Source organism: Mucilaginibacter inviolabilis (genome assembly GCF_011089895.1).
Lineage (GTDB): Bacteria > Bacteroidota > Bacteroidia > Sphingobacteriales > Sphingobacteriaceae > Mucilaginibacter > Mucilaginibacter inviolabilis.
The window spans coordinates 1,793,221-1,817,500 of record NZ_JAANAT010000001.1 but is presented as its reverse complement, the minus strand read 5'-3'; the positions used below and the strand labels follow the sequence as shown (position 1 = coordinate 1,817,500).

The following is a 24,280-nucleotide window of genomic DNA, read 5'->3' as shown; positions in this document are numbered from 1 at the left end:
GTGGCAATCTCCTCGCGTTCTCATTGATGAGAATAGCTACGAGATTGCTTCGTCGTTCCTCCTCGCAATGACATATCGAAGAACATAACAACAATAAACCATGAAAAAATATACCATTATCCTAAGTGTCTGTCTCGCACTCGGATCTTCGGCCTTTGCCCAAAGCGGCAAGCCACTTTTCACCAACGCTATAGGTGTACAGGCTTATACCTTTCGTAGCAGTATGCCCAAAGCTACTGTTGCTGTGTTGGATACCATTAAGGCCCTTGGTATAACCGAACTGGAAGGCGAGGGGCCAAAGGATATGCCCAAGGAACAATTTAAAAAGCTTTGCGATGAGCGCGGCATCAAAATTCCATCGGTTGGGGCAGGATATGACGATATTGTTAAAGATCCACAAGCTATAGTTAAGCTGGCTAAAACGCTGGGTGCAAGCTACGTGATGGTAGCCTGGATACCGCATAAAAAAGAGTTTACACTGGAGGATGCCAAAAAAGCGGCCACAGATTTTAACCGCGTGGGCAAAATATTAAAGGAAAACGGATTGACCTTTTGCTATCATAACCACGGCTATGAGTTTGGTAAATATGAGGACGGTACGCTGTTTGATTACATCGCCAAAAATACCGATCCGCGATATGTATCGTTCGAGATCGATATCCTGTGGTCGTTTCATGGCGGGCAGGATCCTGCACAGCTTATCAACAAATACCCTTCGCGCATGAAGCTCATGCACCTGAAAGATATTCGCAAAGGCGTAGCTAATGACCTTACCGGCGGTACGGATACCCGCAACGATGTAGCCCTGGGAACCGGGCAGATCAATATCCCCGAAGTGCTGAAGGCGGCCAAAAAGGCGGGCATTAAACATTATTTTATTGAAGATGAAAGTCCCTCATACAGCAAGCAGTTACCGGTTACTATAGCTTATATTAAAAGTTTAAAAAATTAATATAAGCCTATGAATTTCAAATCTGTAAATAGAAGAACTGCATTGAAAACTTTAGGGGTAGCAGTGGGCGCTGCGGTTATCGGCAGCCGGTCCGAGGCAGCTATTAGTGTAGATAAGAACATACATGGCTTTGAATACTCTTTAAACATGAGTACCATCCGCGGGCAAAACCTGGGTTTTGTAAAGGAACTGGAAACTGCTGCCAAAGCTGGCTTTACTTCAGTGGAGATTTGGCTGGACACTTTGCAAGCCTATTTGAAAAACGGGGGCTCAATAACCGAGGCCAAAAAGATCGCCGATGGTCTGAGTATCACCATTCAAAATGCCATAGGTTTTGCGCCATGGATAGTGGATGATGAGACTGTGCGCAAACAAGCACTTACTCAGTTACAAGGCGAAATGGATCTGCTGGCCAAATTGGGTTGCAAGCGTATAGCTGCTCCGCCGGCAGGCGCAACCAAAGGTGATATGATCAATCTGGATACGGTAACAGAGCGGTATAACACCATCCTCACCATGGGCCGCGATACCGGTGTTATCCCACAATTGGAAATGTGGGGCGGATCGGTTAATCTGAAACACATCAGCCAGGTGCTGTATGTAGCCTTGCAAAGCGGGCATCCCGATGCCCGGGTATTGCTGGATGTTTTTCATATCTACAAAGGGCAATCGGCGGTAGAAAGTCTGCAATTAGTAGGTAAACCGTCGTTAGAGATATTTCATGTAAACGATTATCCGTCAGGTATAAATCCGGAGATTATTTCAGAACCCGACCGCGTATATCCTGGTGATGGTGTGGCGCCATTAAAGCGCATCCTGCAATTGGTAAAGCATCCCGAAAAGCCCCTCATTATATCGTGCGAGGTATTCAACAAAAGTTATTATGCCCAGGATGCTTTGCGTGTTGCTCAAACGGCCCTGCGTAAAATGAAAGCGGCTACGGGTTAGAAGGGTGTTGGCTCCCCTCTTAAGAGGGGCAGGGGTGTGTTATTCGCTCCCGCGAGATTAGCGGAGCGTATCTCGTGGGTAGTATTGTGGTAAGCTTTCAGCTTACGTCAGTCAGCTGAAAGCTGAACCATGTATACCACGGGCTGGAAGCCCGCGGCAGCGAAGTATAGCGCAGAGGCCTGCCCACCATGCTTCGACGGAGCTCAGCATGACAGCCAATCAAAAAGCCCAAGCCCTGTGCGATTCCTTCCCTCGGGAAGGGGAGGAAGGGGTTTATGGAACAGGATAATCATCGCGCGTAGAAGCCCTCCCCGCCATTACACAAACCACCGCACCCCTCCCGTGGGGAGGGAATAAAAAGCGTTGGTGAATAATCGAAAATATTTTGAAATATGGCGTTTATCATCCATCTTTAATTAACCAGTTACAGATTGTAAAAATCAACCCTATTTAAAAACCAGATTATGCCACTCATTAATTTACCCTCGGAATTTCCGGGTATCCGGAGCTTGTTCATGTACAGGCCAGAGACCGCGGCTCCCCTGAATCATTTGGTACAAACTTTACTGCATGATCCACACCCTTCATTAAGCGCCGGGGAGCGTGAGCTGATAGCTACGTATGTATCCAGTTTAAATACCTGTAAATATTGCACCACCATACATGGTGCTATTGCCAAACACCAATTAGGCAATAATGCCGAAATAGTGAGCAGCGTGATTGCCGATCCGGAAACAGCCCCTGTAAGCGATAAGCTTAAGGCATTATTAAATATCGCAGCCAAAGTACAATCAGGCGGAAAAAATGTTACTCCCGATGATGTAGAGCGTGCCCGTAATACAGGTGCCAGTGATATAGATATTCATGATACCGTGTTAATAGCGGCTGCATTTTGTATGTATAACCGTTATGTGGATGGCCTGGCTACCTGGCAGCCCGATAATGACGAATTATATGATAAAATGGGCGAACAACGTGCCCGCGAAGGGTACCTGACCCCTCCGCCAAAAGTAACCGATATGAACTTAACCGAAACCATATAAGAGCATGGCGCATATTAAATTAAACAACGAAGAACTGCCGGGTATCATCGGTTTATTGAACTACCGCCCGGAAACTGCCCGTCCTCTGCTTGACCTGGCTGAAACCTTATTGCGAGGGCCATCATCTTTAACCAGCGGCGAACGGGAAATTATAGCCGCATCGGTATCTTATTGGAACGATTGCCATTTCTGTCACACTTCACATGCTGCCGCGGCGGCAGCACATTTAAAAAGCGGACTGAATATTATTGACGATATCAAAGCTGGCTTGCCCGATACCCCGGTATCTGATAAGTTGCGTTCCTTGTTGCACATTGCACACCAGGTACAGCGCAATGGTAAAAACGTAACGGAAAATGACGTAGAAAAGGCCCGTGCAGAAGGGGCAACTGATACAGAGATACATGATACGGTACTGATAGCAGCCGCGTTTTGTATGTTTAACCGTTATGTAGATGGTTTAGGTACCTGGGCTCCAGGCCCCAACGAAGCCTACGCCGAAATGGGCGAACGTATGGCACATGTAGGTTATGGTAAATTCTGATATCATTAAGTTATTTTATTAATTCGGCTATTTAAAAGGCAACAGAACTGAAAAGTGCTAGCGCTTTTCTGCCCGAATTTTCGTATATTTATATCCATATCAGCCCGGATGTCATCAACCAGACATCCGGGCTGTTTAGTTAAAGAGAAAAGAGGGTGAAAAAACGTCGTTTTGTATTTAGTTGTTTGATATTCAATAATTTAATACTTTTTAAACCTTTCAAAAGCCACCAAAAATTTGTTAAAAAGTGTTAAAATGGCGTTAAAATTTAGTTAAAACAGATATTTATCGGGCCTTTTTGCCCTGTTTTTGATCAGAAAAGTGTTAAAATAAAAGGTTTAAAAAGTTTTTACCGATACAGGCTATCAATTCTCAGGCCGCCGCCTGATGATACTAAAATAAAATTCCTTGCATTTTTTATTTCTATATTTGCGTCGCTTTTGGTTCCCGAAGCCCTTTGTGGTTTTGGGATTAAAAGGGAATCCGGTGTAATTCCGGAACTGTCCCGCAGCTGTAAGCTCTGTTAACCGCTATCCATTCTGTAGCCACTGTTTCGATATGATCGCGACGGGAAGGCTGGATAAGTGGGGAGTAAGTCAGAAGACCTGCCATTGCACTATATGTATTCATAGCTTTCGGGGATTGAAGCTGGAATGAAGTACCTCACGTTGTGTGTATTCCATTTATGGTACCCTGTTGGCTGTTTGTTTAATTTTTCACGAACAGAACGTATTGCAACACTCGTACAAATATTTGTGCTTCCTGATGTTTTCTATTTGCCTTACAGCGATACAAGGCTTGTTTTGTGACCATGCTTTGGCGCAGGCGGCAGATACCAGTCGTGAAAAAATAACTACAGATACGGTTAAAAGCCACCATTTGAAAGAGGTTTCTATACGTGCCGCCCGCCTGTCTCTGCGTAATACATCGGCCACGCCTGTTCAAATACTTAAAGGCACAGATCTTGAAAAGCTGAACAGTCTTTCTGTAGCCGATGCCATCCGGTTTTTTTCGGGTGTACAAATAAAAGACTATGGTGGCATAGGAGGCTTAAAAACGGTTAACGTACGCAGTCTGGGTACTAACCATGTAGCTGTTTTTTATGATGGTGTAGAGTTCGGTAATGCTCAGAACGGACAGGTAGATCTGGGTAAGTTCTCGCTGGATAACATTGAAGAAATAGACCTATACAACGCCCAGAAAAGTACAATTTTTCAACCGGCTAAGGGCTTCGCTGCGGGGGCTTCCCTTTACATGATGTCCAAGCAACCAAATTTTGAAGCGGGTAGTCGCACCAATGGTAAGCTCAGTTTTAAAACAGGGTCATTCGGATTGGTAAACCCGTCATTGCTTTGGCAGTATAAATTGAGCGATAATGTTTACAGCAGCATAAGTACCGAAGTAATTCATGCCAATGGGCGTTACAGGTTCAGGACAACCAACGGTGTTACTGGCTATGATACCACGGCAATAAGGCACAATGGCGACATTGACGCGCAGCGTGTAGAAGCCGGATTGTATGGTAAGCTAAAAGATAGCAGTGCCTGGACGCTGAAGGGTTATCTATATCATTCGGACAGGGGATTACCCGGCCCTACTGTAAACAATAATTTCGATTCCAAACAGCGGCAAAAAGAAAAGGACGTTTTTATACAATCAAGCTACAACAAAAAGTTTAGTGAAAGTTATAGTTTAATGCTGGGTGCTAAATATTCTGATGATCATACAGAATACTTCGACCCCACAATAACCACTACACGGGGGCTACTCGAAAATAAATATGACGAGCACGAACTATACCTGTCAGCAGCTAATAAATTTCATATCAACTCCTTTTGGGATGCAGCGTTCTCTGCCGATTACCAGCGCAATACGCTCGATGCTACGCAAAATGATTCGGCAGTATACCGGTTTGTGCGACCCACACGCAATACTATATTAACAGCATTAGCTACCGAAGTTCATTTTAAACGCTTTAACGCACAGGCAAGCTTGCTGGGTACCTTTGTAAATGACCAGGTTGATACCCTGCAGGCCGCAGGTAAAAAAACAAAATTTACACCTGCAGTACTTTTATCATGGCAGCCATTTGATAATCCCGATTTCAGGTTAAGGAGTTTTTACAAGAGTATTTTCAGGCTGCCAAGTTTTAATGATCTGTATTACACTTTTATCGGGAACTCTTTTTTAAGGCCGGAGTATACCAAGCAATATGATGTAGGTTTTACTTATAATAAGACCTTTCAACAACATACCTTAATTTATTTTGCTATACAAACCGATGCCTACTATAACCAGGTAACAGATAAAATTGTAGCTATACCAGGTATGAACCTGGCGCGGTGGACGATGTACAACCTCGGTAAGGTGCATATCAGAGGACTTGAAATCAACTCGCAGGCAACCTGGCAATTACCCGGCGAGCTGTTTATTAATACGGGTATCAGCTACACTTATCAGAAAGCGATAGATGTAACAGACCCAACAGATATTAATTACAAACAGCAAATACCTTATACGCCGATCAACAGTGGTTCGGTATTGGTTGGTGCCGAGTGGCGTAAGTTCGCCTTTAACTACAGTTATATTTATGTTGCCAGCAGGTACGATTCAAAATATAATGCCCCGGAGAATTATTTGCAACCCTGGTATACCCATGATATAAGCTTTTCTTATACCTCCAATTATAACAAGCATAAAATAAAACTAACCGGCGAGTTAAATAATGTATTTAGTCAGGAAAATTATATAGCGCTCAATTTTCCGATGCCGCAAATTAACTATCGTTTTACCATAAGCTCAACTTTTTGATGTTATGAAAAATATAAATTACAAACTGCTTTACCTGCTACTCGGATGTACGCTAATGATATACGGTTCGTGCCGCAAAGCTCAGCAGCCCGTTCCGGAGGTAGTAACTACGCTGTTTCCGCCAGACCCCAATAGTGTGGTAAAAGGCTTTTACCTGGTTGATGAAGGTAATTTGGGTTCAAGTAAAGCATCATTGGATTACCTGGATTATACAACAGGGCAATTCAGTAAAAACATATATGGTCAGGCAAATCCACAAGTGGTTAAAGGTCTTGGCGACGTAGGTAATGATGTAGGCATCTACGGTTCCAAGGTGTATATCGTAGTTAATAATTCCAACAAGGTTGAGGTGCTTAACCTGCATACTAACAAAAGGATAACTCAAATTGACATTACCAATTGCCGATATGTTACTTTTCATAACGGTAAAGCTTATGTAAGCGCCTATCTGGGCAAAGTGGGTGATCCCAAAGCCCCGAATGGCGCAGTAAATGAGATTGATACTACCACCCTGCAGATTACGCGAACAGTGACCGTCGGTCGCCAGCCGGAAGAAATGGCCATTGTGGGCGAAAAACTGTATGTAGCCAACTCTGGTGGCTATAGTCCTCCAAATTATGAGCGTACAGTATCTGTGGTTGACCTGGCTTCATTTACGGAATTGAAACGCATCGATGTAGCAATCAATCTGGATAGGGTAAAGGCCGATCAATATGGCGACATCTACGTAACCTCCCGGGGCGATTATTATAATATTCCTTCAAAACTATTTGTGATCGATACCAAGACCGACCAGGTAAAAAAGGAATTTGATTTTGGGGTAAGCAACCTTTGGATAGATGGTGATACAGCCTATATGTATAGTTATGAATTTAGCTACATCACCGGTAAAAATACCACAACCTACTCGATGATTAACGTGAAGGACGAAACCGTACTGAATACAAAGTTTATAACAGACGGAACCGAAGCCCAAATAAAAGTTCCCTATGGCATCGCGGTAAACCCGGTAACCAAAGAAGTGTTGGTTACAGATGCAAAAGATTATGTATCTCCAGGAACTTTATACTGCTTTAGTACAGCCGGAAAGAAAAAATGGTCGGTGATAACAGGTGATATCCCCGGGCACTTTGCATTTGCTTATTAATATTAAGAAACAGAAAATCAATAAAAATGATAAAGATCAACTTAAACCACATGAAAAACTTGTCCTTAGGGCTTTTGCTCGGCATCGTGCTAATGTCATCCTGTAAAAAGGATAAATCAACCGATAATACAACTCCCGAAACGCCTGTACACCCTATAACGGCCCAAAGCAAGGCATATGTAAGTCAGCTGTTTGATTTTAATCCGGCTCCGGGACAGTTTGATAATACAGGTATTGGTGATACCGTAGCCGCTAAAAGCACCTTAAACGGCGATCAGGGATTGGTAAGCTTGGGAGCCTGGGGTGGATATATCATCGTTGGCTTTGATCACACGGTTTTAAACGTACCCTATAAAGAAGACTTTATTGTTTATGGTAATGCTTTTGCCAATTTTTCGGAGCCCGGTGTCATATGGGTGATGCAGGATACCAATAACAATGGTAAGCCGGATGATACCTGGTATGAGTTAACCGGTAGTGCTCAGTATAAGGATGGTTATACCCGTAATTACTCGGTTACCTATACACGGCCTAAATGTGATACGTGCAGCGTACCATGGAAAGACAATAAAGGCAAAACTGGCTTTGTAAAAACCAACATATTCCATAAGCAACCTTATTTTCCTATCGGCATCAAAGGTGATACTTATACTTTTAGTGGCACGCTGTTGCCATCATCAAATATTAACGACGATGACCCGACATACATTACCAGTGCGGCTTATGATTATGGCTACGGCGATAATACAGCAGGTGGCGATAAAATAGATATTGATAATGCTATAGATGCTAAGGGTAATAAAGTGAGCCTGAAAGGTATAGATTTTATAAAAGTGCAAACCGGTATACTATATAATATGGGCTGGTTGGGCGAGCAATCGACTGAGTTTGGTGGCGCTGCCGATTTAAGCATGCTTAAAAACTAAAATCAAATCAATAATTCTACCTATCCAAAAACATAAAACCTGTAAAAATGAACACAAAAAAATCTGCCCTTGTAAAACTATTACCCTGCATCTTCCCGATATTATTGATGGGAATGGTAAGCTCCTGTAAAAAGGATGCTGCTATTAATGCAACGAATGCAAATCAAACATCCGGAAAGCTCCAGGTGCGCGGGACAGGCAAATATGATAACGGCTTTTTCCTGGTAAATGAAGGCTGGTATGGACATGGTACCGGAACAGTAAGTTTTTACGATTTTGGCACCGGTTTAATCAGCGATAGCTTATTCACTAAAGAAAACCCGGGAAAAAATCTTAATCCAATCAGTAGTACTTTGCAATACGGTACTATTTTTAATGATAGACTATACCTGGTAAGTAAAGTTGGGGGCCCATTGGTAGTAGCCGATTCACATAGCTTACAGGAAATAAACCGGATTGCGGCCAAAAGCACCAATGATTTTAGAGCCTTTGTGGGTATTGATGCTAACAATGGTTTAGTGAGTACTAATTCGGGAATTTACCCTATAAATCTGCAAACATTGGCGCTGGGTACTAAGCTTAGCGGCGTGACAGGGCAGATAGGTGATATGATTAAAGCGGGTAACTATGTTTTTGTATTGTCTCAATCCAGTGGGGTAGTGGTGCTCAATGCATCTAACAATACAGTTGTTACCTCTATTGCGGGCATGCTTTGCGCGTTTGCCAAAACTCCTGATGGCGCTGTTTGGGCTGCCGGTGGTACGCAACTGGTACGTATTGATCCGGCTACTTTGGCGGTGCAAACTATAACGGTGCCTTTTTCTATATATGGTTCATGGGCAGCATGGCATCCCGGATCTATCGCAGCCTCTACTACCGAAAATGCCATCTTTATAGCTCAGAACGCTACATTTTCTGGCGGAACTCAGATCTATAAATATACTGCTGCCAATAGTGCTTCATTTACAACTCCCTTTATAACAGTGCCAACAGGCAGGGAACTTTACGGTGCCGGAGTGGCTTATGATCCCGTTCATAATCAGGTAATTGTTAATACGGTACACTCTGGTTTTACAACCAATTATAGTTTTAATGACCTGTGTTTTTATAACGCTTCTACAGGTTCATTGATCAATGATATTGCCTACACGGGATATTACTTCCCTTCAATTGCTGTATTTCATTAATTTTTTAGATATCAAAAATAACAAGCATGAAAAATAAATTCACTTTAAAACTGTCGGCGTACCTTATTCCGGTATTGCTGACGATGACGATCGCATCATGTAAAAAGGATCACAATGTTAAAATAGCCGAGCCTGGTAAGTACGAAAATGGCTTTTTTGTGGTAAACGAAGGTTGGTTTGGCCATGGTACTGGCACCGTAAGCTTTTTTGATTACGCTAAAGGGGCGTTAACCGATAGTATATTCACGAAAGAAAATCCTGGTAAAACATTGGAACCAATTGGTTCAACACTTGAATTTGGTACGATTTATAATCATAAATTTTACCTGTTATCAAAAGCTGGTGGACCTTTGGTAGTAACTGATGATCTTTCCCTGAAAGAAACAGGACGTATAGCCGCCGCTTCAGGCAACGATTGGCGGGCATTTGTAGGAATTGATAGCAACACAGGTTTGGTAAGTACGGGTGATGGTATTTACCAGCTTAATTTGCAAACCGTTACGCTTGGTGCCAAGATCAGCGGTGTAAGTGGCGAGGTAGGCGATCTGATTAAAGCAGGTAATTATATATTCGCGCTATCACAATCAAGTGGCGTAGTTGTATTAAATGCTACTACTTATGCTGTAGTTAAAACTATTCCCGGTTTAGAAGTTGCATTTGCCCGCAGTAAAGATGGTGCTATATGGGCTGCCGGTGGCACACAACTGGTGCGTATTGATCCGGCTACATTGGTGGTTCAAGCTATTACAGTACCATTTACTGTTAATGGTTCATGGGGTGCCTGGCATCCGGGTTCAATTACTGCCTCAACTACCGAGAATGCTATTTTTATAGCTAAAAATGGCCCTTATAGCGGCGGTACCCAAATTTATAAATATACAGCTGCAAATGCTGCTTCATTCACTACACCATTTGTTACTGTACCCGCCGGCAAAGAAATGTATGGTGCAGGATTAGCCTATAATGAAAAACTTAACCAATTGGTGGTAACCACTGTAAAATCAGGATACGGCACTAATTATAGTGTAAATGACCTTTATTTTTATGATCCATCAAGCGGTGCTCAAAGTAAAGATATTTCCTATACCGGCTATTATTTCCCTGCAACCTTTGTGTTTCATTAATTTATTTGAACAGTTACAACCTGTTTTAGTAAAGAAGGCTACCAATAGGTGGCCTTCTTTAGTTTTATTGTTCATAGATTTACCCGATAAAAATTGAAGATATGTTCTGTGAATAAAATGAACTTGTATGTAATTAATGAACAGAAATAACATTTTAGTTTAAAGTACTTTTAGAGGTTAAAACGTGAAACTCTTATCACATCATGCAGTCATTCTTTTTAGTAAAATGGTTTAGGGATATACCGATTGCGAAAAAGCTGTATTTTACTATAGGTATAATGGCTTTTCTAATTGTGATAGAGTTGTTTACGCTTAGTTTTGCTATAAAAACACTTTCTGCTGTAAGGTCATATGTAGGCGGTGAAGGGCTTTGGTCAAAGGCACAAAAAGATGCTTTATCTCATTTAAAAGTTTATGCCTATTCACATAATGAACAAGATTACCAGGCTTTCCAGCAATTTTTAAAGGTGCCGCTGGGCGATGGCGCAGCGCGAACAGCTCTTGAAAAAACACCTCCAGATTATGATGCGGCCCGTTTAGGTTTCCTGGCAGGGCGCAATCACCTTGATGATATCGATGGTATGATTAAGCTGATGCTGCGATTTAGCCAGGTGAAATATTTAAAACAAACCATTTTTTATTGGAAAAAAGCCGAGAGTGTATTGTTGAAGCTAATCCCCGTGAGTAAGCAATTACATGATAAGGTAATATCCGGCACCATAACTCCGGCAGAAACGCAACAATTTTTAAGCTACATTTCAAAGATCGACGTGGAATTTACACCTATGGAAGATGGCTTTTCCTATAGCCTGGGTGAAGGTTCCCGATGGTTTGAGGGCCTTGTACTTAAAGTTCTGATAGGTTTGGCATTTACCGTTGAACTTACAGGGATACTGATAGCAATATCCATAAGCAAGGGCATGCAAAAAGGCATCAAGGAAATTATTTCCGGAGCTAAAAAGGTATCCGAAGAATCATTTGATACACGGGTAAAAGTATATTCAAAGGATGAGATTGGCGTTTTGGCGACTGCCTTTAATCAGATGACGGATAAACTGGAACATACTATATTCGAACTGAAAAACGCTAAAGTTAAAGAGTTGCGGCAATTGGAGAGGGCAGAAGCCTCTGAAAAAATTAAGCAGGTGTTTATCGCCAATATGAACCACGAAATTTTAACACCCATGAATGCCATCATGGGGTTTGCCGGTTTGCTGGAGGAATCAGAAATAAGTAAAGAACAAAAGGAATATATCCGCGCCATTATGAAATCTGGTGATTTTTTGAAAGGCTTACTCAACAATATTCTCGATCTGTCAAAAATAGGGTCTGGTCATGTTCAGTTAGAAAGAAAGCCTTTAAATATCTATGATGTAGTGCATCATGCAGTATCGATGTTAAAACCGGAGATCAATAAAAAATCGCTGACTATCAGTTACCATGTTGATAGCGATGTTCCACAATTGGTTTTGGGCGATGAGATGCGGTTAAGCCATATATTATTAAACCTGCTTTCCAATGCGGTAAAATTCACCCCGGAAGGCTCTGTTTTGGTAGAGGCGTATGTTATAGATAATACGGCCGATGTGGTTTGGATAGGGTTTAGTGTTCAGGATACAGGCATGGGTATCCCTGAAGACAAGCAGGATAAAATATTTGAAAGCCTTGATCAGTTCAGGCAAAATAAAGGATTAGGCGGAATAGGTTTAGGACTTAGCATGGCCAAACATCTGGTTGATCTGCACGGCGGGGATATATTTATAAAAACCAGCACATCTGATGGGTCAGATTTTAGATTTACACTTCCTTTTTATAAACATGTGGTAACTACCCAGGCATCTATAGTTGAGAACGGTTTGGATAATTGCATCCCACAAGGTGAAACAAAAAATACACGTGTATTGGTTGCAGATGATAATCAGTTAAATAAGCTGCTGATTAGTAAGGTGTTGGAAAAACGTGGGTATTGCGTGGATGCAGTTGATAATGGAAGACAGGCCCTGGAAAAATTAAAACTAAATCATTACGACATTATACTGATGGATCTGGATATGCCCGAGTTAGATGGTTACGAGGCCACCATAGCTATCCGAAGTGAAGATAATGCCAAAAACAGCATCCCGATTATTGCCATAACAGCCCATGCCACCCGGGAAGTAATGGAAAAATGCCTGGATCACGGCATGAATGATTTTGTGGCAAAGCCTTTTGATGCGCAGGATCTCGATCAAAAAATAAAAGCTATTTTAATTGATGTCTGACTAGTTATGGCTGTGATTTTAAAATAAGCTGTAACATTAACTATATTTAACAGTCAAAGTACCTAATTAATGCCGTATTTAGCGGCGTGAGCCTCTACGCCCTATATTTTCACGATTATTTTACCTTATGATGCTTTTAAAACCGTTCTACAAAGCTTACCATGTACTTTTGCCTAAAAACTGGGCTCTACTTTTTACAATTGTTTCATCAACTGCTATATTAAGTTCTTGCGGCAGTAAAAATAAACAAGCTGCCGAGGGCCAGGCAGGAGAGCCTGTGTTGGATTATAAAGTGCTTACTTTGCAACCCCGTTCTGCTACTTTAAATGTTGATTATCCGGCCAGTATACAGGGTCAGCAAAATATTGAAATACGCCCCAAGGTTGATGGTTTCGTAGAGAAAATATATGTAGACGAAGGCTCTATTGTGAAAAAAGGGCAATTGCTTTTTAAGATCAATGCGCCGCAATATGAGCAGGATGTACGTACTGCACAGGCTGGCATCAAAACGGCAGAGGCAGACCTGAGCTTAGCCAAAATGCAGGTAATCAAAGTAAAACCTCTGGTTGAGAAAGATATCATCAGTCATTACGAACTGGAATCGGCAGAGTATACCCAACAATCAAAAGCAGCAGCCTTAGCACAAGCTAAAGCCGCATTGGTAAATGCACAGGTAAATTTAGGCTATACCACCATCACCAGTCCGGTAAATGGTGTTATAGGTTCGTTACCCTACAAACTAGGCAGTTTGGTAAGCAGCACCACAACCGATCCTTTAACAACAGTTTACAACACTTCCAATATTTACGCTTACTTCGCCCTGAACGAAAAACAACTGCTCGATTTTAGCAAGGATAGCACAGGTACAACTTCTTTCAAATCAAAATTGAGTAAGCTGCCTGATGTTTTACTCATACTACCTAATGGTACTCCTTATGAGCATACTGGTCGTGTAGAAACCGTGAACGGATTAATTAATACCGCTACGGGGGCTGCCAATGTAAGAGCCGGTTTTATCAATCCCCGTGGTCTTATCCGTAGCGGCAGCAGCGCAATTGTAAGAATACCAAATACCATCAAGTCTGGCTTGCTGGTGCCGCAAAGCGCTACTTATGAACTGCAGGACAAACGCTTTGTTTACCTGGTTGATAAAAAGAACCAAATCAAAAATGTGGCTATACAAGTGATGGATAACACTGCCGGCCAGTTCTATGTAGTTACCGACGGTTTACATGCCGGCGATAAAATAGTACTGGAAAGCGCCAATAACTTAAAAGATGGTACAACCATAAAGGCCAACCCGGTTAGCGAGGCATCCGTTTACGGCAACCTTAAATAATGGAAATTTAATTTATCAATCCTGTTAAAGCAATTGTATGCTTAAAAAATTTATAGAACGCCCGGTATTATCAACAGTTATATCAGTTTTATTGCTGATACTGGGCATATTAGGTCTTATTAATCTTCCTATATCCCAATACCCGGATATAGCGCCGCCAACGGTAAACGTATCTGCTTTTTATAATGGCGCCAATGCCGATGTGGTACTTAAAAGTGTGATTATCCCCATGGAAGAGCAGATCAACGGGGTGGAGAACATGACCTACATGACCTCAACTGCCTCCAATGATGGTTCTGCATCTATCACCGTATATTTTAAAGTGGGTACCAATCCCGATCTGGCCGCTGTGAACGTACAGAACAGGGTGTCGCGAGCAACCAGCTTATTACCATTAGTTGTTACACAATCGGGTGTTACAGTGGCCAAAAGCCAGAGCAGTAACCTGGTTATCTTTTCCTTATACAGCGATAATAAGACCTACGACGAAACCTTTCTGCAAAACTATGCCAAGATAAACCTGGTGCCGCAAATACAGCGTGTAACGGGGGTGGGTACCGCTGAGGTGTTTGGCTCACGTGATTATTCCATGCGTATCTGGTTAAAACCTGATGTGATGTCGCGCTATGGACTGGTGCCTGATGATATTACCGATGTACTTAACGAGCAAAACATTGAAGCCGCGCCGGGTAAATTTGGCGAAAACAGCAATCAATCTTTTCAATATGTGATCAGGTATAAAGGTCGATTGCAATCTGCCGCTGAGTTTGGTAACATGATCATCAAATCGGTTGGAAACGGGCAGTTACTGCGTTTAAATGATGTTGCCCGCGTTGAGTTGGGCGCGCTGGATTATTCGTTTCATATTATCACCGATGGCAAACCATCGGTAGGTGTGGCCATTAGCCAAACAGCAGGGTCGAATGCCCGTGATGTGATCAACGAATCAAAAAAGATCCTGGATGCCGCTTCTGAAACTTTTCCTAAAGGGATGAAGATCACCTATCTGGTTGATGCCAATGAGGTTTTGGATGCCTCGATAGAAAAGGTGATCAGTACCCTTATTGAGGCGTTTATACTGGTATTTATTGTGGTGTTTGTGTTCCTGCAGGATTTCCGGTCAACCCTGATCCCGGCCATTGCGGTTCCGGTGGCTATTGTGGGTACCTTCTTTTTCCTCAACCTGTTTGGTTTTACCATTAACCTGCTTACCTTGTTCGCCCTGGTACTGGCCATTGGTATTGTGGTTGATGATGCCATTGTAGTGGTAGAGGCAGTGCATGCTAAACTGGATATCGGCTATAAATCGGCCCGTAAAGCATCTGTCGATGCCATGAGCGAAATATCGGGCGCCATTGTGTCCATTACCCTGGTGATGTCGGCAGTGTTTCTACCGGTAACTTTCATATCAGGTTCTACAGGAGTATTTTATAAGCAGTTTGGTATTACACTGGCCGTTGCCATTATGCTATCGGCTATTAATGCGTTAACGCTTAGTCCGGCCTTGTGCGCCCTGTTCTTAAAGCCTCATGAAAAAGGCACCAAGAAACATGGCTTTATCAATCATTTCTACGTGATATTCAATACCGCTTTTGATGCGGTAAGCGGTAAGTATAAAAAATCGGTAGGTTTTTTGGCGCATAAAAAATGGATAGCGGTGGCTGCCATCGCCATATTTGCCGCGGTTTTGATTTATCTGGTAAAAACCACCCCGTCCAGTTTTGTGCCAAATGAAGACCAGGGTGTTGTATTCGCGGCTATTAGTCTGCCTCCGGCATCGTCTATGGAGCGTACGGATGCGGTTGCCAATAAGATCGATAGCATCGGGCATACTTTTCCGGCTGTTGTAAGTACCTTGAAACTGGTTGGGTTTAACTTTATAGCAGGTAATGGCAGCGCCTATGCGATGGTGATCATGAAGCTGAAAACCTGGGATAAGCGTAAGTCAAAGAGTGATAGCCAGGAAGGGATTATTGGTCAGCTTTATGGCAAAACCAGCGGAATGCGAGAGGCTAATGTGTTTTATTTTTCGCCGCCTACCTTAAATGGTTTTGGTAACAGCGATGGCTTTGAGTTTCAGTTGCAGGACAAAGGCGGGCATACCGTGAACGAATTATTTAAAGTAAGTAACGACTTTATAGCTGCTCTTGGCAAACGCCCCGAAATTCAGAGTCTTAATTCATCTTTCAACCCCAATTTTCCGCAGTATCAGGTTGATGTGAATGTGGCCAAATGTAAGGAGGCTGGTGTAACCGTAAATTCGGTATTGAATACGCTGCAAGGTTACTATGGTGGTTTATATGCCTCCAACTTCAACGAGTTTGGTAAACAGTATCGCGTAATGGTTCAGGCCGATTATGATTACCGGGCTAAGGAAACAGGTTTAAGCAAAATATTTGTACGTAACAGCGCGGGAACTATGGCGCCTATAACTTCTTTCATTTCATTAAAAAGAGTATTCGGGCCCGAGTCGATTTCCAGGTTCAACCTGTTCACAGCCATATCTGTTTCGGGGCAGCCGAAGGCTGGTTTTAGTACGGGTGATGCCATCAAAGCTATCAAAGAAGTCGCCTTGGAGAGTCTGCCCGCGGGTTATGGTTACGAGTTTTCAGGTTTAACGCGGGAAGAGTTAACCGCTGGTACGCAATCGGCTTATATATTTATGCTTTGCCTGGTGTTTGTGTACTTTTTATTAAGTGCCCAGTATGAGAGTTATATTCTGCCTTTCGCAGTATTACTTTCTTTGCCGGTAGGTTTGTCCGGAACTTATCTGTTCGCCAAGATATTCGGTATCGAAAGCAATATTTACCTGCAGATCTCGCTCATTATGCTCATCGGTTTGCTGGCCAAAAATGCTATCTTGATTGTGGAGTTTGCCTTGGAAAGACGACGCGCGGGTATGGAACTGATACCGGCTGCTATTGCCGGTGCCGAAGCCCGTTTACGCCCAATCCTGATGACATCTTTCGCTTTTATATTTGGTATTATGCCATTGATGTTCTCGACAGGGGCAGGTGCCAATGGCAATAGATCTATCGGTACAGGTGCAGTTGGGGGTATGTTTGTAGGGACTATATTTGGGGTTTTTGTGATCCCTGTATTGTTTATCATCTTCCAGCATTTGCAGGAAAGGGTGAGCGGTCCACCAAAACAGGATAATGACGACGATGAGGATGAAGCGGTTGAACTTAAACCAGTTCATTGATCTATCAATTAAAAACATCGCCATGAACAGAAATTGTTTAAAATATATATTATTATTTGCCTCGCTTTCGTCAGTGTTGCTTTCCTGCCGGATAACCAAAAGCTATAAAAGTCCGGATGTAAACACCTCGGGCCTATATCGCGGTAGCCAGTCGACTGATACGACCACCATGGCTTCGATGCCCTGGCAAAACCTTTTTGCTGATACGGTATTGAGATCATTGATACAAGAGGGCTTAAGTAATAACCTTGACCTGAAAACCGCGGTTCAAAAGATCCTGGAAGCACAGGCTACATTGCGCCAAAGCAAGGCGGCTTATTTACCCAGTTTAAGCGGTAATGCCAGTGTTACAAGATCAAAACAATCACAGGCCGGTTTAAATTTTCCGGAGGGTATAGATATTAATACGCTTACCACTACGTATCAGGCGGGTTTAAGCACCTCATGGGAGGCAGATGTTTGGGGTAAATTAAGCAGTACTAAAAGAGCTGCACTGGCCAGCTTTTTACAGAGTGATGCCGCTAAAAGGGCAGTGCAAACCCAGTTGATAGCTGATATTGCTAATAATTATTTTAGCTTGCTAGCCTTAGACAAACAATTGGAAATTACCCAACAAACGCTCAAAAACCGGATTCAGGATGTAGAAACCATGAAAGAGCTCAAAAAAGGAGCCGTGGTTAATGGTGCTGCGGTTGTACAAAGTGAGGCCAATCGTTATGCCGCAGAAGTATCTATTCCAGATATCAAACGCAGTATCCGTGAAACAGAGAACGCATTGGATATATTGCTTTCCAGGCCACCCGGGCCAATTAACCGGAGTACCCTGGCCGATCAAAAGCTGACCACCGAATTGCAGACGGGCGTTCCGACACAATTATTGACCAATCGCCCGGATGTGCAACAAAGTGAATATGCCTTTAGGGCCGCTTTTGAGAATACCAACCTGGCGCGGACTTATTTTTATCCCTCGTTTACCATAACGGCTTCCGGAGGATTATCGAGCTTAACCTTAACAGATTTCTTTACCAAATCGATATTCTACAATGCGGCTGTTGGTTTAACTCAACCTATTTTTAATCAGGGTATTAATAAAGCCCGCTTACGCACCGCCCAAGCACAGCAACAAGAAGCCCTGAACAGCTTTCAGAAAACCTTGTTAGTGGCAGGACAAGAAGTTTCCAATGCCCTGTATGCTCACGAAACCGCGGTTGAAAAACAGGACTCACGCAGTAAGCAGATCATCGCCCTGCAAAAATCGGTTGACTATACACAGGAGTTATTACGTTACAGCTCGGCAACAAACTATACAGATGTGTTAACCTCCGAACAAAATTTATTAGCCGCACAACTAAGCGGTGTGAGCGACAAACTTCAGGAATTACAAGCCATTGTGAATCTATACCGCGCCCTGGGTGGTGGATGGCGGTAGATATAATCTATTATCTATATAAAATAAAAAGCCTGTCTTTACAAAGTCAGGCTTTTTATTTTGATCAAAGTTATTTGTTTGCTTATTAAATTTATTGACCATATATGTTTATGAGTTTCCTTATAAGTTATCTATAATTTTCTTTTCTGCTTAATAATTATTGCATAATAGTTTAAAAATTAAGTATTTATTAAGCTTTTTTTAATATCCATCTCCTTATTTTATGCTGATAACCAACTTATACCGATAAACTTTTTCTTAAAGTTTTCGGTTTATTAAACCTTAATATCTATGAAAAAACATGTTTTTATGCCTCCTTAGGGACTACTACGTCCAATTTCTACTATTAACTACTATCAAACCAATTATTAAACACTTAAATTATGAAACTAAAAAGTATTAAAGCTTTATTTTTATTAGCACTGTTTGGCATAATAAGTTTAAACAGCTGTAAAAAAGGATTAGATAGCAACAACGCCGGAGCATTGGCCGGAAAAAATAAGAAAACATTCTCATCACCGGTGGGGGATGTTGTAGGAAAGATCACCGTAGGTTACCAGGGATGGTTTGCCGCCATTGGCGATGGTTCACCCATTAACATCTGGTGGCACTGGGCTCCAAATGCCAGCCAGGCACCCTCAACCAATAATGTCGGTATCAAATCATGGCCCGATATGCGCGAGTACACCAGCTCGTATCAAACAGGTTTTGCCAATTTGAATAATGGTACTCCGGCAAAACTGTTCTCATCCTTTAATGATCAAACGGTAAATGTGCAGTTCCAGTGGATGCAGCAAAACAATATTGATTGTGCTGCGCTACAACGCTTTAACCCTACAGGAGGCGAAGGCCCCGTACGTGATGCGATAACCGCTAAAGTAAAAACCGCTGCCGAGGCTACCGGCCGTAAGTTTTATATTATGTATGATATAACCGGCTGGACAAATATGCAATCGGAAATTAAAACTGATTGGACTAATAAAATGTCGGCATATACTTCATCATCAGCTTATGCCAAACAAAACGGAAAACCGGTAGTATGTATCTGGGGATTAGGTTTTAACGATGCTAATCACCCATTTTCTTCGGCCGTTTGTTTGGATGTGATCAATTGGTTTAAAGGCCAGGGAGTTTATATTATAGGCGGGGTGCCAGCCTCCTGGCGCGATACCAATGCAACCGATATACAGCCCAACTTTTTGCCAACTGCTACTGCGCTGAACATGATATCGCCATGGATGATTGGTAAAATAAGCAACGTAACCGAAGCCAATAATTTTTATAACGATCATCAGGCAGGGGATCAGGCTTATTGTAATGCCAATGGTATCGATTACCAGCCATGTGTGTTACCGGGCGATCTGCAGCTGCGCCAGCGCGCGCATGGCGACCTGATGTGGGCACAGTTTTATAACCTGATTAAAGGTGGTGCACAAGGTTTGTACATATCTATGTTTGATGAATATAACGAAGGTAACCAGATTGCTAAAACAACAGAAAACTCGTCATCTGTTCCGGCTGGTTCTAACTTTTTATCGCTGGACGAAGATGGCACCGTATGTTCTGCCGATTATTACCTGAGGTTAACAGGAGATGGCGGCAGGATGCTCAAAGGGCAAATTGCACTTACTGCTGTACGCCCGACAGCGCCCGTAGTAGGTGGCAGCAATCCAAGCACACCTCCTTTTGGTCAAACAATAACTATAAAAGGTTCAAACAACCTGTACGTAAGTTCAGAGAATGGTACGCAAGCTATGAACTGTAACCGTGCAACAGCGCAAGGTTGGGAGCAGTTTGCGATTACTAACGCGGGTAACGGAAAAGTTGTTCTGCAAAACTCAGGTAAATACGTGTCCTCAGAAAACGGCACCCAGGCTATTACCTGCAATCGCACGGCTGTTGGCCCATGGGAACAGTTTGACTGGGTTGTAAACGCTGACGGAACAATTTCCCTCAGAGGAAATAATGGCGCTTATATTTCAAGTGAGGGTGGTACTCAGGCCATGACTTGCACCCGCACAACTATAACCGCAACAGAATCATTCCGGATAAATCAATAAGATTTCTGACGGATGATTAACGGAAACCGGCGACCTGATATGGTCGCCGGTTTTGTTTTATGTTTACTCCGCAACAAACTTAAGCCCGATTACGGATATAATAAGGGTGCTCATAAAAAACAAGCGCCAAAAGTTAGTTGGGTCTTTAAATACTAAAATACCTACCAGTACCGTACCTACGGCACCAATGCCTGTCCAAACAGCATAAGCTGTACCTATAGGTAGGGTTTGTATTGCTTTTATCAGCAGTACCATGCTCAGTGTCATGGTGATAAAAAATCCGGTATACCAAAGGTACATTTCGGTACCTGTAGTTTGTTTTGCTTTGCCCAGGCAGGAGGCAAAAGCCACTTCGCAAAGACCTGCGATGATCAATATTATCCAATTCATTTTATCTTGTATTTATTTCGACTGTAAAGTTCCGGAGTATAAACAGCCTAAAAATTAACATAGGATAAATAATATAGCTATCGGATTTTCGATCTTATGCGGCTCAAACTCACTTGCGTAATACCCAGATAAGAGGCTATATGGCATAACTGCACCCTTTGCACGAGATCGGGATTATGGGTGAGTAACTCCTGGTACCTGTCGGCAGCCATGCTGAATTGCCTGGAGATCAATCTCTCTTCCACCTTGATCAGTTCTGTTTCGGCAAAGCGGCGACCCCAGTTGGCAATATGGATATCCTCGGCAAACAGCTTTTGGAGTTCGCGGGTTTTTATACGATATAACTCACAATCTTCTAAAAGCTCAATATTTTCATAACCGGGTTTATTATCTACATAATTTTTCATCGAAATAATGGTATCACCTTCCCGGCCAAACCAAAAAGTAACCTCGGTATCATGCTGGTATAAATAAGCCCGCACAATGCCTTTTTTTATAAAATAAACGCTCCTGCCAATTTTACCGGCTTCAAACAAAATATGGCCTTTGGGTAAATTGATTTCCTCTATTACCTGTTGCAATTGCTGACTTGAAGCTTCAGGGATAGCGTAAATTTGATTGACAATTTGTTCAATGCTCACTTTAGCAATTATTAATTAAATATTTATTCTGTCTTTGAGGGTATTTGCCCCTACAATTGTCCTTCTTATGCCGTTAAGAACAAAACGGAACTGTTATTATAAAAGAATATCAATAACATTGTTTGCGGTATTAAATCTCATAAACCTTTAACCATAGCCAATGAAACGCAACTACTACATTGTAGCCCTGATCATGCTGATTTTCTTCGTGATCTCTTTTCTGACCAATGTGATCGGTCCGCTGATACCGGATATTATAAAAGTATTCAATTTAAGTTACACATTAGCAGGCGTACTTCCTTTAGCATTTTTTATTGCCTATGGTGTGATGTCGGTGCCATCGGCTATTATGCTGGAAACGTTCAAGGAGAAAAAGATCATGGTCGCGGCATTCATCGTGGCTTTTTTAGGCTCGCTGTTATTGGCTATGGAACCCAATTACCTGAGTGCCATTATTTCATTGTTCCTGATAGGCTGCGGTATGGCTATGCTGCAGGTGGTTATCAATCCACTATTACGGACATCTGGAGGTGAAGAGAATTATGCCTTTACATCGGTTTTAGCACAATTGATATTCGGATTGGCATCTTTTCTGAGTCCACTGGTTTATTCTTATATGGTTAAAGCCCTAAAAGAAAACAATAGTGGCGGTATCGTAGGCTTATTACATTCATTGGTTCCTGCTAGCTTACCCTGGATATCCTTGTATTGGCTCTTTACGGTGATTTGTCTGGCTATGGTTATTTTGTTGATGCTTACCAGGTTTCCTAAGGTGGAATTAAAAGAAGATGAACAAGTGGGCTCTTTACAAACTCATTTTGCTCTGTTTAAACAGCCTGTGGTTATCCTGTTTTTAGTGGCCATGTTTTGTTATGTAGGCACCGAGCAGGGTATTGCCAACTGGATATCTCAATTTTTGAAAACCTATCATGGACTTGATCCGCAAACAAAAGGGGCGGATACAGTAGCCTATTTCTGGGGACTGATGACAGCAGGTGGTATCCTTGGGCTGTTTCTGTTGAAGATCATGGACAGCCGTAAAGTGCTCATCAGTTTTACCATACTGGCTTTGGTATGCCTTACCGCGGCTTTGTTCGGGCCAACCAGCTGGGCTTTGGTCGCGTTTCCGTTGGTAGGTTTCTTTGCCTCGGTGATGTATCCCATTATATTTTCATTGGCGCTTAACTCTATTGATAAAGATCATGGCTCTTTTGCCGGGCTGTTGGTTACGGCCATTATCGGTGGCGCTATTATACCGCCGGTTATTGGTTTGCTGGGTGATGCGTTTGGTTTACGGGCAGGTATGTTCTTTTTGTACATCACCCTGGGTTATATATTAAGTGTTGGTTTTTGGGCGAAACCACTCATCACCAATAAAACTATCGACATTAAAAAGAAAGCGAACCATGAGTAATACTAAAATTATAGGGCTCGATCTGGGGGCCACCAATATACGAGGTGCTGTAGTGAACGATGGTTCCTTATCCGATATCGTATCACAAAAAATCCGAACGCATGGTTCTGTTAATGAGGTGATGGAGGATATCTATAAAGTAACCGATGCTTTACTAAAAGAAGATAAGCCAACAGCTATAGGCATTGGTGTACCCAGTGTGGTTGATGTGGCCGAAGGTATTGTTTATGATGTACAAAATATCCCTTCCTGGAAAGAGGTGCATTTAAAACAACTCATGGAGGCGCGTTACGATATCCCCGTTTATGTAAATAACGATGCCAACTGCTTTGCCCTGGGCGAATACTATTTTGGCAAAGGCAACGGTGTTGATTCCATGATCGGCTTAACACTGGGCACAGGCTTGGGAGCTGGAGTAATGATCAACAAACGCCTATATCCCGGCTTTAATTGCGGCGCCGGCGAGTTTGGCATGTTTCCGTATTTGGATAATATACTGGAGTACTATTGCAGCGGATCATTTTTTAGTAATGTGTATGGTTTAGATGGTGTGCAGGTTTTTGAGGATGCCAAAAAAGGCGATGCAGAAGCATTGAAACTATATGCGGAGCTGGGTACGCACATCGGCCATGCCATAAAACAGGTGATGTATGCGTATGATCCGCAGCTGATTGTGCTGGGGGGCTCGGTACGGCATGCTTACGCGCTGTTTGAGCAAACCATGTGGCAGGAGATCAAAACATTTGCCTATACCAAAACCGCTGAACGGATTAGGGTAGAGGTCTCCGAACTGGAAAATAGCGGTATCATAGGCGCCGCGGCACTGTATTATGATCATCAACAATAAACTATACTTCTT

18 protein-coding genes and 1 riboswitch are annotated in these 24,280 nt (G+C 42.5%); of the genes, 16 read left to right on the top strand and 2 right to left on the bottom strand.

Translation table 11 applies throughout. From position 1 onward, the window contains the following. Positions 1–100 precede the first annotated feature (100 nt). The 14 genes from G7092_RS07285 (at position 101) to G7092_RS07220 (ending at position 20,976) form a co-directional block, all read left to right on the top strand. Positions 101–952 (top strand): sugar phosphate isomerase/epimerase family protein, encoded by an 852-nt coding sequence (locus tag G7092_RS07285; protein WP_166087684.1) that lies wholly within the window; start codon positions 101–103, stop codon positions 950–952. Between the two features lie 9 nt (positions 953–961). Next, positions 962–1,900 carry a sugar phosphate isomerase/epimerase family protein gene (locus tag G7092_RS07280; RefSeq protein WP_166087682.1) on the top strand — a complete coding sequence of 313 codons (939 nt, stop codon included), beginning with the start codon at positions 962–964 and terminating at the stop codon, positions 1,898–1,900. A gap of 464 nt (positions 1,901–2,364) precedes the next feature. Beyond that, a complete protein-coding gene (locus tag G7092_RS07275) occupies positions 2,365–2,943 on the top strand; it encodes a carboxymuconolactone decarboxylase family protein (RefSeq protein WP_166087680.1) in 579 nt (192 codons plus the stop codon). A gap of 4 nt (positions 2,944–2,947) precedes the next feature. Next, on the top strand, positions 2,948–3,487 hold the full coding sequence (locus G7092_RS07270) for a carboxymuconolactone decarboxylase family protein (RefSeq protein ID WP_166087678.1): 540 nt from the start codon (positions 2,948–2,950) through the stop codon (positions 3,485–3,487). A 424-nt stretch (positions 3,488–3,911) separates the two neighbouring features. Beyond that, a riboswitch (cobalamin riboswitch) is annotated at positions 3,912–4,114 on the top strand. Between the two features lie 138 nt (positions 4,115–4,252). Next, positions 4,253–6,298 carry a TonB-dependent receptor plug domain-containing protein gene (locus G7092_RS07265; RefSeq protein WP_166087676.1) on the top strand — a complete coding sequence of 682 codons (2,046 nt, stop codon included), beginning with the start codon at positions 4,253–4,255 and terminating at the stop codon, positions 6,296–6,298. Positions 6,299–6,302: 4 nt separating this feature from the next. After that, positions 6,303–7,445: a YncE family protein gene (locus G7092_RS07260; RefSeq protein ID WP_166087674.1), complete on the top strand. Its 1,143-nt coding sequence runs from the start codon at positions 6,303–6,305 to the stop codon at positions 7,443–7,445. A 26-nt stretch (positions 7,446–7,471) separates the two neighbouring features. Beyond that, positions 7,472–8,371, top strand: a complete 900-nt coding sequence (locus G7092_RS07255) for a cell surface protein (protein WP_202985234.1) — start codon at positions 7,472–7,474, stop codon at positions 8,369–8,371. Positions 8,372–8,418: 47 nt separating this feature from the next. Then, the gene (locus G7092_RS07250) at positions 8,419–9,558 is read left to right on the top strand and encodes a DUF5074 domain-containing protein (RefSeq protein ID WP_166087672.1); all 1,140 of its coding nucleotides are present in this window, start codon (positions 8,419–8,421) and stop codon (positions 9,556–9,558) included. A 26-nt stretch (positions 9,559–9,584) separates the two neighbouring features. After that, positions 9,585–10,682 (top strand): DUF5074 domain-containing protein, encoded by a 1,098-nt coding sequence (locus G7092_RS07245; protein ID WP_166087670.1) that lies wholly within the window; start codon positions 9,585–9,587, stop codon positions 10,680–10,682. 278 nt (positions 10,683–10,960) lie between these two features. Next, a complete protein-coding gene (locus G7092_RS07240) occupies positions 10,961–12,943 on the top strand; it encodes a response regulator (RefSeq protein ID WP_166087668.1) in 1,983 nt (660 codons plus the stop codon). A gap of 127 nt (positions 12,944–13,070) precedes the next feature. Further along, positions 13,071–14,282: an efflux RND transporter periplasmic adaptor subunit gene (locus G7092_RS07235; RefSeq protein WP_235953795.1), complete on the top strand. Its 1,212-nt coding sequence runs from the start codon at positions 13,071–13,073 to the stop codon at positions 14,280–14,282. A gap of 37 nt (positions 14,283–14,319) precedes the next feature. Then, positions 14,320–17,487 (top strand): efflux RND transporter permease subunit, encoded by a 3,168-nt coding sequence (locus G7092_RS07230; protein ID WP_166087666.1) that lies wholly within the window; start codon positions 14,320–14,322, stop codon positions 17,485–17,487. Between the two features lie 22 nt (positions 17,488–17,509). After that, a complete protein-coding gene (locus G7092_RS07225) occupies positions 17,510–18,916 on the top strand; it encodes an efflux transporter outer membrane subunit (RefSeq protein ID WP_166087665.1) in 1,407 nt (468 codons plus the stop codon). A gap of 383 nt (positions 18,917–19,299) precedes the next feature. Continuing rightward, positions 19,300–20,976 (top strand): lectin, encoded by a 1,677-nt coding sequence (locus G7092_RS07220; protein ID WP_166087663.1) that lies wholly within the window; start codon positions 19,300–19,302, stop codon positions 20,974–20,976. A gap of 63 nt (positions 20,977–21,039) precedes the next feature. Here the strand turns inward: G7092_RS07220 and G7092_RS07215 are convergent, their stop codons facing one another. Together G7092_RS07215 and G7092_RS07210 are read right to left on the bottom strand one after the other, a co-directional pair. Continuing rightward, positions 21,040–21,366, bottom strand: a complete 327-nt coding sequence (locus tag G7092_RS07215) for a DMT family transporter (RefSeq protein ID WP_166087660.1) — start codon at positions 21,364–21,366, stop codon at positions 21,040–21,042. A gap of 77 nt (positions 21,367–21,443) precedes the next feature. Then, entirely contained in the window at positions 21,444–22,007 is a 564-nt protein-coding gene (locus tag G7092_RS07210; protein WP_166087657.1) for a Crp/Fnr family transcriptional regulator, read from the bottom strand. Positions 22,008–22,167: 160 nt separating this feature from the next. Between G7092_RS07210 and G7092_RS07205 the strand changes: the two genes are divergently transcribed. Both G7092_RS07205 and G7092_RS07200 read left to right on the top strand, forming a co-directional pair. Continuing rightward, positions 22,168–23,421 carry a sugar MFS transporter gene (locus tag G7092_RS07205; protein ID WP_166087655.1) on the top strand — a complete coding sequence of 418 codons (1,254 nt, stop codon included), beginning with the start codon at positions 22,168–22,170 and terminating at the stop codon, positions 23,419–23,421. After that, positions 23,414–24,268 (top strand): ROK family protein, encoded by an 855-nt coding sequence (locus G7092_RS07200; RefSeq protein ID WP_166087653.1) that lies wholly within the window; start codon positions 23,414–23,416, stop codon positions 24,266–24,268. Before G7092_RS07205 ends, G7092_RS07200 begins: the two co-directional genes overlap by 8 nt. The last annotated feature ends 12 nt before the right edge of the window (positions 24,269–24,280 follow it).

Coding starts and splice junctions, on each gene's coding strand:
- G7092_RS07285 (WP_166087684.1), top strand. CDS start 101: ATGAAAAAATATACCATTATCCTAAGTGTCTGTCTCGCACTCGGATCT.
- G7092_RS07280 (WP_166087682.1), top strand. CDS start 962: ATGAATTTCAAATCTGTAAATAGAAGAACTGCATTGAAAACTTTAGGG.
- G7092_RS07275 (WP_166087680.1), top strand. CDS start 2,365: ATGCCACTCATTAATTTACCCTCGGAATTTCCGGGTATCCGGAGCTTG.
- G7092_RS07270 (WP_166087678.1), top strand. CDS start 2,948: ATGGCGCATATTAAATTAAACAACGAAGAACTGCCGGGTATCATCGGT.
- G7092_RS07265 (WP_166087676.1), top strand. CDS start 4,253: ATGTTTTCTATTTGCCTTACAGCGATACAAGGCTTGTTTTGTGACCAT.
- G7092_RS07260 (WP_166087674.1), top strand. CDS start 6,303: ATGAAAAATATAAATTACAAACTGCTTTACCTGCTACTCGGATGTACG.
- G7092_RS07255 (WP_202985234.1), top strand. CDS start 7,472: ATGATAAAGATCAACTTAAACCACATGAAAAACTTGTCCTTAGGGCTT.
- G7092_RS07250 (WP_166087672.1), top strand. CDS start 8,419: ATGAACACAAAAAAATCTGCCCTTGTAAAACTATTACCCTGCATCTTC.
- G7092_RS07245 (WP_166087670.1), top strand. CDS start 9,585: ATGAAAAATAAATTCACTTTAAAACTGTCGGCGTACCTTATTCCGGTA.
- G7092_RS07240 (WP_166087668.1), top strand. CDS start 10,961: ATGGCTTTTCTAATTGTGATAGAGTTGTTTACGCTTAGTTTTGCTATA.
- G7092_RS07235 (WP_235953795.1), top strand. CDS start 13,071: ATGATGCTTTTAAAACCGTTCTACAAAGCTTACCATGTACTTTTGCCT.
- G7092_RS07230 (WP_166087666.1), top strand. CDS start 14,320: ATGCTTAAAAAATTTATAGAACGCCCGGTATTATCAACAGTTATATCA.
- G7092_RS07225 (WP_166087665.1), top strand. CDS start 17,510: ATGAACAGAAATTGTTTAAAATATATATTATTATTTGCCTCGCTTTCG.
- G7092_RS07220 (WP_166087663.1), top strand. CDS start 19,300: ATGAAACTAAAAAGTATTAAAGCTTTATTTTTATTAGCACTGTTTGGC.
- G7092_RS07215 (WP_166087660.1), bottom strand. CDS start 21,366: ATGAATTGGATAATATTGATCATCGCAGGTCTTTGCGAAGTGGCTTTT.
- G7092_RS07205 (WP_166087655.1), top strand. CDS start 22,168: ATGAAACGCAACTACTACATTGTAGCCCTGATCATGCTGATTTTCTTC.
- G7092_RS07200 (WP_166087653.1), top strand. CDS start 23,414: ATGAGTAATACTAAAATTATAGGGCTCGATCTGGGGGCCACCAATATA.